Annotated in this window: 7 protein-coding genes and 1 CRISPR repeat array; of the genes, 5 read left to right on the top strand and 2 right to left on the bottom strand. The window is 35.5% G+C overall.

Translation table 11 applies throughout. The features are described from left to right. Positions 1 to 105: 105 nt before the first annotated feature. From ACU1LP_RS11435 to ACU1LP_RS11455, 5 genes are all read left to right on the top strand, one after another. Positions 106 to 1,410: an ABC transporter permease gene (locus tag ACU1LP_RS11435; protein WP_445736331.1), complete on the top strand. Its 1,305-nt coding sequence runs from the start codon at positions 106 to 108 to the stop codon at positions 1,408 to 1,410. A 1-nt stretch (position 1,411) separates the two neighbouring features. Then, positions 1,412 to 2,350, top strand: coding sequence for a mechanosensitive ion channel family protein (locus ACU1LP_RS11440; RefSeq protein WP_445736332.1), 939 nt, complete (start codon positions 1,412 to 1,414; stop codon positions 2,348 to 2,350). Positions 2,351 to 2,428: 78 nt separating this feature from the next. Further along, positions 2,429 to 3,595, top strand: a complete 1,167-nt coding sequence (locus ACU1LP_RS11445; RefSeq protein ID WP_445736333.1) for a sigma-54-dependent transcriptional regulator — start codon at positions 2,429 to 2,431, stop codon at positions 3,593 to 3,595. 633 nt (positions 3,596 to 4,228) lie between these two features. Continuing rightward, complete coding sequence (locus ACU1LP_RS11450) at positions 4,229 to 4,765, top strand: hypothetical protein (RefSeq protein WP_445736334.1); 537 nt, start codon at positions 4,229 to 4,231, stop codon at positions 4,763 to 4,765. 53 nt (positions 4,766 to 4,818) lie between these two features. Continuing rightward, positions 4,819 to 6,267, top strand: a complete 1,449-nt coding sequence (locus ACU1LP_RS11455) for a hypothetical protein (protein ID WP_445736335.1) — start codon at positions 4,819 to 4,821, stop codon at positions 6,265 to 6,267. A gap of 355 nt (positions 6,268 to 6,622) precedes the next feature. Here ACU1LP_RS11455 and ACU1LP_RS11460 read toward each other — a convergent pair whose 3' ends face one another. Further along, positions 6,623 to 9,175 carry an adenosylcobalamin-dependent ribonucleoside-diphosphate reductase gene (locus ACU1LP_RS11460; protein ID WP_445736336.1) on the bottom strand — a complete coding sequence of 851 codons (2,553 nt, stop codon included), beginning with the start codon at positions 9,173 to 9,175 and terminating at the stop codon, positions 6,623 to 6,625. 587 nt (positions 9,176 to 9,762) lie between these two features. Continuing rightward, positions 9,763 to 11,050: direct repeats of the CRISPR family, unit length 36 nt; unit sequence AATATCGTGTTTTCTAATCTTTAATCAAACCACAAC. 84 nt (positions 11,051 to 11,134) lie between these two features. Beyond that, positions 11,135 to 11,764: a hypothetical protein gene (locus ACU1LP_RS11465; RefSeq protein WP_445736337.1), complete on the bottom strand. Its 630-nt coding sequence runs from the start codon at positions 11,762 to 11,764 to the stop codon at positions 11,135 to 11,137. Positions 11,765 to 11,812: the final 48 nt, after the last annotated feature.

Here is an 11,812-nt window from a genome sequence, read left to right on the forward strand (position 1 = left end):
TAGTCCAAACTTGCAAAAAATTTAATATTTTACCTAATAACCTAATAACCTAATAACCTAATAAACTAATAACCCAATAGCAATAAACAATATCCAATAAACCCAATGAACCATTTACCACTTATAATAAAACGTGAATACTTAGCAAAAGTTAAGAACAAATCATTTATTGTGATGACCGTTTTAAGTCCGTTCATCATGATTGCATTAATTTCATTTGTTGCCTATTTATCGCAATTGAACAATGATAAAGTTCGGGTTATTACCGTTTTGGACGAATCAGGCTTTGCAAAAGGTGTTTTTGAAAATACCGATAACATAACCTATACTGTTTTGGAAAATATGTCGTTAAATGATGCCAAAACAGTAACAAAGGAGATGGGTTCGGTAGGTTTGTTGCATATTGGCAGGGTTGAAAACGTGAATGATATTTCCAACCATATTAAATTTTATTCAGAAGAGTCGCCTTCCATTGGTTTAATTTCAGATTTGGAAAGTAAACTGGAAAATAAACTCACAAACACTAAACTTCTGGAAAATGGTGTGGATGTGGCCATGATCAATGCGTCAAAAATAAGAGTGGATATAGCACAAGAAAGTTTTGCGGGCGAGAAGAGCTCCAAAATAGATAGTGTGGTCAAACTTATTTTTGGTGGCGCTGCGGGTTATTTGCTGTTTATGTTCATCATTATTTATGGTAACATGATTATGCGCAGTGTTATAGAAGAAAAAACCAGCAGAATCATAGAAGTTATTATTTCGTCGGTAAAACCCGTACAGCTCATGCTGGGTAAAATTATTGGCACCTCGTTGGCCGGCATTACCCAATTTGTTATTTGGATCGTTATTGGAGGAGTTTTATTGACTTTGGTGTCCGTTATATTTGGTGTCAACTTACCAACACCAAATCAACAACTCATGCAACAAGCCATGGCAAACCCAGAATCAAACATGCACCTGCAAGAAGCTTTTATGGCTTTTTATAATCTTCCGTTGCTTAATTTGGTCATTGCATTTATATTCTTTTTTATAGGAGGTTATTTATTGTACAGTTCGTTTTACGCCGCTATTGGCGCCGCAGTAGATAATGAAACCGACACCCAACAGTTTATGTTGCCCATAATAATGCCTTTAATTTTAGCGGTTTATATTGGTATCTTTACAGTTATTGAAGACCCACACGGAACGGTTTCTACGTTATTTTCGTTTATACCTTTAACTTCGCCCGTGATCATGCTTATGCGTATTCCGTTTGGGGTGCCTCTGTGGCAACAATTGCTATCGTTGTTGATATTGGTTGGCACCTTTATGTTTACGGTGTGGTTTGCAGCAAAAATTTACCGCGTTGGTATTTTAATGTATGGCAAAAAGCCAAGTTATAAGGAGATAATAAAATGGATTAAATATTAAAATGGACCAAGAACTAGAAAAAGTGGAAAGAACCGTTGAAAAAAGTTCTATATGGAAAGATATTAAAGAGCTTCTTAACCAACAATACGATTTTAGTGACAAGATTGGTATTTCAGTAAAAGATATATTGATTATCATCACCGTTATTTTTGTAACAACAGTCATCCTAAGATTTGTTTTAAAGATCCTCACAAGAAAACTTCCAGAAGAGGATAAAGGTAAGTTTAATGTGGTGTATGGCTATTTCCGGTGGCTGGTATATTTGCTTATTTTGCTTATGACCTTAAACGCCGTAGGAGTAAATGTTACAGCGGTTTTTGCAGCTTCGGCGGCATTAATGATTGGTATTGGTTTAGCATTGCAAACGCTTTTCCAAGATATTATTTCCGGGATTTTTATTTTGATAGACCAAACCGTGCATGTGGGCGATATTATTGAAATAGATGGAAAAGTTGGCAGGGTTGAAGAAATTAAGTTAAGAACTACCCGGGCTGTTACCATCGATAATAAAGTATTGGTAATCCCCAATCATTTGTATTTGGAGAACAGTCTATATAACTGGACACAAAATGGATCTGACACCAGGGAGTATGTAGATGTTGGGGTTGCTTATGGAAGCGATGTGCAATTGGTTAAGAAGGTATTGGTAAAAGCAGCAGAAGCAAATCCAAATGTATTGGACAAAAATGACATTGCTGTGCGGTTTACAAATTTTGGAGATAGTTCGTTGGATTTTAGGGTTGTTTTCACCATCAGCGATAGTTTTAATGCCAATGCCATACGCAGTGAGGTTCGGTTTGAAATAGATAAACTGTTCAGGGAAAACCATATTAGCATCCCATTTCCGCAACGCGATATCCATATCATTCAAAAGCCCGATCAAAGTGTAAGCCTACGGTTAAATCAATCCGATTTCAATACGAATTTGAGCAAAGATTAATATAATTTGAAAATCAAAAAATTAACGAATGTAGATGTCTTTTGTCTTAAATCTATATTCTAAAATCTTAAAAAAAATATGCCAAAAATTTTAATAATTGAAGACGAAGCCGCCATCAGAAGAGTGCTTGTGAAGATTCTTTCAGAAGAAAATGACACCTATCAAGTAGAAGAAGCAGAAGAGGGATTGGCAGGCTTAGAAAGAATAAAAAATGAGGATTATGATTTGATTCTTTGCGATATAAAAATGCCGAAAATGGATGGTGTTGAAGTGTTGGAGGCTACCAAAAAGATAAAACCTGAAATACCCATTGTGATGATTTCTGGCCATGGCGATTTGGATACCGCGGTAAATACCATGCGTTTGGGCGCTTTTGATTATATATCAAAGCCCCCCGATTTAAACCGCCTTTTAAATACCGTTCGGAATGCTTTGGATAGAAAGGAATTGGTGGTTGAAAACAAACTGCTCAAAAAGAAAGTCGGCAAGAATTTTGAAATGATAGGTGAAAGTGATGCCATTTCACATATAAAAGACATTATTGAAAAAGTGGCACAAACCGATGCGCGCGTACTTATTACGGGTCCAAACGGCACCGGTAAGGAGTTGGTGGCACACTGGCTGCACCAAAAAAGCGAGCGTGCCAATGGCCCCATGATTGAGGTTAATTGTGCTGCCATACCAAGTGAGTTGATAGAAAGTGAACTTTTTGGCCATGTAAAAGGTGCGTTTACAAGTGCCGTAAAAGATAGAGCCGGTAAATTTGAAGCGGCAAATAGCGGCACTATTTTTTTAGATGAAATAGGCGATATGAGTCTGCCGGCGCAAGCCAAAGTCCTTCGGGCGTTGCAAGAAAGCCGTATTCAGCGGGTTGGCAGCGATAAGGATATTAAAGTGGATGTTCGGGTGGTGGCGGCGACCAACAAGGATTTAAAAAAGGAAATAGCCGAAGGACGGTTTCGTGAAGATTTGTACCACCGGTTGGCCGTTATTTTAATACAAGTACCTTCTTTAAATGATAGGCGCGATGATATTCCATTATTGGTAAATTATTTTGCTGAAAAAATAGCAGGGGAGCAGGGTAATACCAAAAAAGTATTTTCAGATAGTGCCATAAAGCTCCTTCAAGATTATGATTGGACGGGAAATATTCGTGAGCTCCGCAATGTGGTGGAACGGTTGATTATTCTTGGAGGCACTGAAGTGAGCGAAACCGATGTGAAATTATTTGCCTCGAAATTGTAAAAGATAAAAGGGGGAAGACTTATTGTGAGGCTTATTTTTAATGATTTGTGCTTAATTGATTTATTATCTAATTAAAAAAATACCATTATCCACACTTAGAAGACCCACAATCTTTACACGTTAAGCAGCCTTTTTGGTATATCAGATTTTCAGATTTACAGTTTTCGCACACATGGCCTTTGGCTTGCGTACCATCTTCCATATAATTTTTTCTTTGCAAATACCACTAAGAAGTACTTTTCTTCAACACCATTACGGGTTACCCGTAAAATAAAAATTCTTATTTTTTTTGAAAGAAAAAGTTGTGTTTTATTCCTTTGTTTTTTATATTAATACTGTTCAAGAGCAAAGTTTTGTTTAGTCTATACAAAAAGATGTTTTTGGGCAACATGTTGCAACAAACCAGCGCTGATTATTTTATTCTCCCTTAAATAAAATAGGTTTGGGTTTTAGACTGCTTGGACCAAAAAAAAAAATAGACTGCTTTCATAGACTAAAATTTATAGACTGCATAGACAAAAAAACGCTTAGGTTATTTGTATGCAGTAAGCCGTAAACTTAATAGGTAACCCCGTTTGCCTATCGGGTAAGAATTGATATTGCAAATTTTTAACCTATTAATACTAACAAACAATGAAAACATTAACATTATTTTTCTTAATTGTATTTGCAACCATATTGACTGTTAACGCCCAATTAACCAAAGGTAATTGGATGGTTGGGGGGGATGTCTCTTTTACTTACTCACAGGGTAAATCTGATATTGCTGGTAAAACTTTCACAGTTACGGGTTCACCAAATATTGGATACTTCTTTTTTAATAAAATTGCTGCTGGCGCAAAAGTCAATTATACATTTTCAGAATCTAAATTTGAAAGAGGAACTTCAGAGTTTGAACGTCTTTTGATAGCACCTTTTGCAAGGTATTATTTTTTAGAAGTCGATAAACCTGTTAATGTCTTTTTAGAAAGTGCCTATCGGTATGCCATCTTAAATGAGAACAATTCTACAGAATTTTCATTAAAAGGAGGTGTCGCTATATTTTTAAACAGTAGTGTGGCGTTAGAGGTATCCCTCAATTATTTAAATTCAAAATCAAAAAATGAGTATGTAGGTAGCCAAGATCTGCTTTTAGGATTTGGCATCCAAGTAAATTTAGAAAAACCATAAAATCTTAATAAAAAATAAAAAAAATATTATCACTTATTATCGTAACACTATCAATGGTTTCGTTCTCTCAAAATGTTACCGTAAAAATAGAAAATTTAAAAGCAAACAATGTAGCCGTATCCAATGGCTCATCAATAAATATGGGAAGTGATGCCTCTATTAATGTAACATTTAGGGTAGATTTAACAAAGCTATCATCATATACAATTGGTCCTGCAAAGGTTTTTATTGATGTATTCAATAGTTCAGGAAATCGCACTGAAAAAAGAACAGCGGATGTTTCTGTAAGTCAATTTATCACAGGAACTTCAGCTAATTTTGGATTTGATATTCTTGCATCAGAAATTGATTTTGGAAATGGCAATTATCTTTCTGCTACGCTAAAACAGAATAATCAGCCTGGGGCAGAATGGGAATCTCAACATAAAACAATTATTAAGACACCCTCTTTTCAACCGACACAAAATCCTTTATATTTAGTTTGTGGCAATATATCAGCAAAAACATTTACGGTTACAAACAGTTCTAACTTAAATGGTGTAACTTACCAATGGAACATTGGAAACGGTTGGTCTGGTAATGTAGGGAGCGGTAGTTCAATTACTCTTACACCAAATTCTGGCACCATATTACCTTCAAATATTTCGGTTACTCCGATTTATAACGGGCAAAACCAACTACCTGCAACTTTTAATGTTACTCGAGCTTCGTTTTCTGTGGGTTCATTATCAATTTCTGGTAACAATTATGTTTGTGCCTCTGGAATATACACCGTTGACAATATACCTAGTGGAGCTTCAATCCAGTCCGTAAGCTCATCCAATAACAATATCGCAACCGTAAGTTTGGGTTCAAATAACGCGATAACGGTTACAAGAGTTTCAAATGGTACAATAACGCTTTCCGTTGTTTTACAAAACACTTGCTTGCAAACGGTTACCAAAACAAAAAACATCCAAGTTGGCGAAAACGATAATGTGGATGTTACAGGACTTGAAAATGGCATTGATGCAGGTGGTGACGTTCTTATTGACCTTATAAACACAAACGGATGTGGCGAAATATCTGATACATATGCTTCAAGTGGCTTAACGTTTGATTATGTGAGTTCCAATTATGCATATTTAATTTCTTCTTCTTCAAACTCCGGTACAGGTTGGATTTATATGGGCATAACAGGCGGAAATGGTATTTATAAAGAGTTTCCAATTAATACCATCCCACCACCTGTTTTACCAAATGAAAATTATATTTCTATTCAAAGAATTCAAAATGACTATAATGTTTACCCTTATAGCCAATGGAAAATGGTGAAAGTTTACTATTACGGCATTAGTAGTGATGTGGATTATTGGGAATGGACTACAAGTGATAGTTATTATGCTAAACCAAATGATGGTAGTATTATTTTTCTACAATTTTCAAGCAGTAATACGAATGTAAGTGTACGGGCTTGTAATAGTAATGGTTGTAGTCAGTCTGTTTCCACGGTTATTAATTGAACAAGGGTTTAAACTGAATGGGAAAAAAGAGCAGCTTATAACAAGGTGTCCTATGAAAATAGCAGTTAAGAACTAAATCAATAGTTTATTTCTTTTCTGCTATTTTTTGTTTAAGCACGAAAATTTCACATACAAAACTTCTACCTTTCAAGATATACAAGCAAGTTATAAGAATACATCAATAAATTCAAAAAAAAAAGGAAGCCAATTATAAAACCAACTTCCTGACCCCTCCGCCTAAAGGCATACCGAAATAAATTCGGCACAGGCTCTCCCCTTAAAAAAGGGGAGGACTTATTTGAGAGGTTCATTTTAAATATGTGTATTTAATTGATTCAATTCTTAAAAAATACCATTACCCACACTTAGAGGATCCGCAATCCTTACAAGTCAAGCAGCCTTCCTGGTATATCAGATTTTCAGATTTACAATTTTCGCACACATGCCCTTTGGCTTGTGTACCATCTTCCACATAGCGTTTTAATGCTCGCACTACCCCATTTTTCCATGTGTTTATGGAGGCGCTATCGAGTTGTAAACTGTTGATTAAATCAACGATTTTATCGATGGGCATGCCATGGCGAAGCGTACTAGAAATCAGTTTGGCATAGTTCCAAAATTCAGGATCAAATTTATGCGACAGTCCTTCAATAGTGGTTTTATAGCCCCGTATGTTTTTATATTGAAAATCGTAACGCGAGCTGCCATCTTCATTTCTGTTCTTTATTATCAACCCTTCGTTTACCCAACGCGGAATTAAAATTCCATCTTCATCATCGGCCAAACCTGTAAAAATCTCATACGGTTTATCATCTATGATGCCAATAAAAGCAATCCATTTTTCCTTGCTATTTTGAAAACGAACCACATCGGCTTCTAAAATTTCCGGGCGTTTTTTAGGAAATGCGGTTAGTATATTTTGGTTTTTGTCATCTTTTTCATCATTGGCAATCAACACCCCGGAACGCGAACCATCCCTATAAACGGTAACCCCTTTGCAGCCCACTTCCCAGGCTTTTAAATATAATGCGCCCACCAGATCTTCGGTAGCATCATTGGGCAAATTGATAGTCACACTTATAGAGTGGTCCACCCATTTTTGGATGGCCCCTTGCATGCTCACTTTGCTCATCCAATCCACATCATTGGAAGTCGCTTTATGATAGGGCGATTTTTTGATCAATTTATCAATTTCTTTTTGGGAATAATTTCTGGAAGTATCGATACCGTTTACTTCCATCCACTGTTTAAAACGGTGGTGGAACACCACATATTCTTCCCAAGAATCGCCTACCTCATCCACAAAATCGATGCGCGCTTCCTTATCATTAGGGTTTATTTTCCGTCTTCGTTTATAAACAGGTAAAAAAACAGGCTCTATTCCAGAGGTTGTTTGCGTCATTAAACTGGTGGTTCCTGTTGGTGCAATGGTAAGCAATGCAATATTGCGTCTGCCATGTTCCAACATTTCATAATACAATTTACTATCGGCATCTTTTAAGCGTTTAATGAACGGATTGTTTTTTTCGCGCTCCGCATCAAAAACCAAAAAGGCCCCGCGCTCTTTTGCCAAATGCACCGAACCTCTATACGCTTCAATGGCTATGGTTTTATGGACTTCCAAAGAAAACGCATTTCCGGCTCCACTGCCATACTGAATACCTAAAGCGGCCAACATATCGCCTTCGGCAGTAATGCCAATACCCGTTCTTCTTCCTTCTTGTGCCTTCTTTTTTATGTTCATCCATAAATTGCGTTCGTTAGCTTTTACTTCATCCAATTCCGGGTCTTTATCAATTTTAAGTAAAATATTATCGATTTTCTCCAATTCCAAATCGATGATATCATCCATAATGCGTTGTGCCGTGGCTATGTGTTTTTTAAACAGATCGAAATTAAAACTAGCTTCTTTTGTAAATGGGTTTTCAACATACGAAAACAAATTAATAGCCAACAATCGGCATGAATCGTAAGCACACAGCGGAATTTCGCCACATGGATTTGTTGAAACCGTTTTGTAGCCTAAATCGGCATAACAATCCGGTACCGATTCCTTGATGATGGTATCCCAAAACAACATGCCAGGTTCGGCGGATTTCCAAGCGTTATATACAATTTTTTTCCACAAGGAATTGGCATCAATCGTTTTTGATACTTTAGGCTCACTGCTAAAAATGGGATATTTTTGGGTGTATTCCGTATTGTTTTTGACAGCTTCCATAAAAGCATCGTCTATTCTAACCGACACATTGGCGCCTGTAACCTTGCCCTGTTCCAACTTGGCATTTATAAAATCTTCAGCATCTGGGTGATTAATGGAAACCGATAACATAAGTGCACCTCGCCTACCATCTTGGGCCACTTCCCTGGTAGAATTTGAATAGCGTTCCATAAAAGGAACAATGCCTGTAGAGGTTAACGCGGAGTTGTTTACCGCAGAACCTTTTGGACGGATATGCGACAAATCGTGACCCACACCACCGCGCCGTTTCATAAGTTGCACCTGTTCCTGGTCAATTTTCATAACGCCTCCATAAGAATCTGAATTCCCCGAATTGCCAATAACAAAACAATTGGAGAGCGATGCAATTTGGTACGGATTGCCAATACCTGCCATAGGACTGCCTTGTGGAACGATGTATTTAAAATCTTTTATTAAATCGAAAATATCATTTTCAGATAAGGGATTGGCATATTTTTTTTCCACTCTTGCCAATTCCTTGGCTATACGGCGGTGCATGTCGTTTGGTGTTAGCTCATAAATATTGCCCACAGAATCCTTTAAGGCATATTTATTCAGCCATACACGGGCAGCAAGATCATCTTGATTGAAATAGTTTAAGGAAGCCTGGAATGCTTCATCTTGTGAATAGGTTCTTGGTAATGTTTTGGTGACTTCTGTACTCATGCTATTTTAATTTGCTTATGGATTAATTACAGCACAAAGTAACAAAATATTTTAATATAGGAACATGATAAATGTCATAAAGTTTACAAATAATTTATATTAAACATTTGTAAATCAGTGTTTTAATTATTTATCAACATAAAAAAGTGATCTTAATTTTGTTTTTTCGTATTCAAATATATATAATTCATGATATTTTTATACGGTTTTTCATTCCTGGTTATATGGTCATGGAAAGAAGGTTGCCACACCACACAAAATCCATAATACCGGATTCATGTACCAATTTGGATGAGGTAGTTTTAAACGCAGCCATTAAACCAGACAGCTATTTAATTTAACTGCCATATTTTGTGTGTTCAAACCATCTATTTCTATAAGCAGACGTACATGATTGGTGGATAATTACAAAATTGTGTATTTCTATAAAAGGGATTGGAATTTGAATCTTGTACGGAGAAGGTCAGCTAGCTGTCCCTACAAACAAAAAAATGCCTCAATCTTGCCTTATCACTGCAAAAAAGAAGCATTTTTCCTTACGATATTTAACTTTAATTGTTTGATGGTTAGAAGGTAACAAGCCAACTAATATCGTGTTTTCTAATCTTTAATCAAACCACAACTAATGAGCTTAATCTTTCGGTAAAACCAAAAATATCGTGTTTTCTAATCTTTAATCAAACCACAACGCGACTCGGTATTTTACTGGAGGCGTTAAAATATCGTGTTTTCTAATCTTTAATCAAACCACAACAAAAGACCCCGTTGTTATGACATACAACCAAATATCGTGTTTTCTAATCTTTAATCAAACCACAACTACAACACGGTATATAGTTTATGCCTAAAAATATCGTGTTTTCTAATCTTTAATCAAACCACAACTGTATAACTTAACAGATAATGAAAAGATAGAATATCGTGTTTTCTAATCTTTAATCAAACCACAACCGAAAACATTCCAGAAGACTCTAAATAGGTAATATCGTGTTTTCTAATCTTTAATCAAACCACAACTCAGTTTAAGCTTATAATAGTTCATAAACTAATATCGTGTTTTCTAATCTTTAATCAAACCACAACAAAAGGATGGCAAATTATTTCAGATTGTTTAATATCGTGTTTTCTAATCTTTAATCAAACCACAACAACCACGCACGGGCGACATACCGTATCGTTAATATCGTGTTTTCTAATCTTTAATCAAACCACAACAACGCGCCATGGGTTTGTTTTATGGTTCTGAATATCGTGTTTTCTAATCTTTAATCAAACCACAACACTATTATGATGCTTATTACATAAAGGCTGAATATCGTGTTTTCTAATCTTTAATCAAACCACAACCCTCAAAGCTTTTAATTGTGCCTTTGTACGAATATCGTGTTTTCTAATCTTTAATCAAACCACAACGTATTGTACCTAAAAGCATATCACCTGAAAAATATCGTGTTTTCTAATCTTTAATCAAACCACAACTAATTCCTGCGATACGGTTAATAAATCTACAATATCGTGTTTTCTAATCTTTAATCAAACCACAACATGCGTAAACAATAGATATTCACAATTATAAATATCGTGTTTTCTAATCTTTAATCAAACCACAACAAGCTACTCCACCGTTATTTACGGGCAACAAATATCGTGTTTTCTAATCTTTAATCAAACCACAACAAAAAGGGATATTAATAGCAGAGAACGCGGAATATCGTGTTTTCTAATCTTTAATCAAACCACAACGTTAAGGATTCTTGTTCACAATGTGAAAAGAATATCGTGTTTTCTAATCTTTAATCAAACCACAACTGGAGCCGGTAATATATTCGCCACCTTGCAAATATCGTGTTTTCTAATCTTTAATCAAACCACAACAAAATCGAGCGAAGCGAGATTTTGTTGTGGTTTTTTTTAGCTGTTTAAGATTATAACTTTATGTCAAAGAACTTTGTCAATTTGTTAAGCTAAAATTATCGAACCTGTTTCTGTTAGGTTTACTTTAATAGGATTCATTTCAGTCCATTTCTTTAAACTTGCAATCCTAACTTCCTCGTCCTTGTTTCCGAGTGTAGATGCCAAATGATGTCTAAATGAATAATCTCCAGCTGATATTTTTTGAACTCGATATAAATATTGTATTACATATTTATAGTCTATTTTATTATCATTAAATTCCTCATCATTTAATCCCAAAACAAACATATCATTTTCTTGTAAGGTATTTATAATTTTACCGTTTTTATCCGCTTCAGGAAGCTGATAAATGTCTTGATTTTGTTTTCGTCTTTCTACAACCTCCCAGAATGTGACAATGGTTTCTTTTAGTTGACCTTTGCCATCTTCATAAACTACAATATGATGATTATTTCTCGGATTCACATATTGATTTGTTTCCTTTAATTTTTGGGCGTTGGACATTTCCTCTCTTACCCTAACCTTTTTAATTGGAACTCGTTCTCCATTTTTGTTTTTTAAAGTGTAGAGCTGTTGACTGTCATTTTTTAATGAATTGATTTGATTTGTAATAACCAATTCTTCCTCATCGGTAACTCCTTTTTTCTGGGTGTACGACAAATTTCCATTTTCCAAAAAATATTATCTTTGACCTAAAAACCGATGAGCAGAAAATCACAAGCA

It is taken from the genome of Mariniflexile sp. (assembly GCF_052728615.1).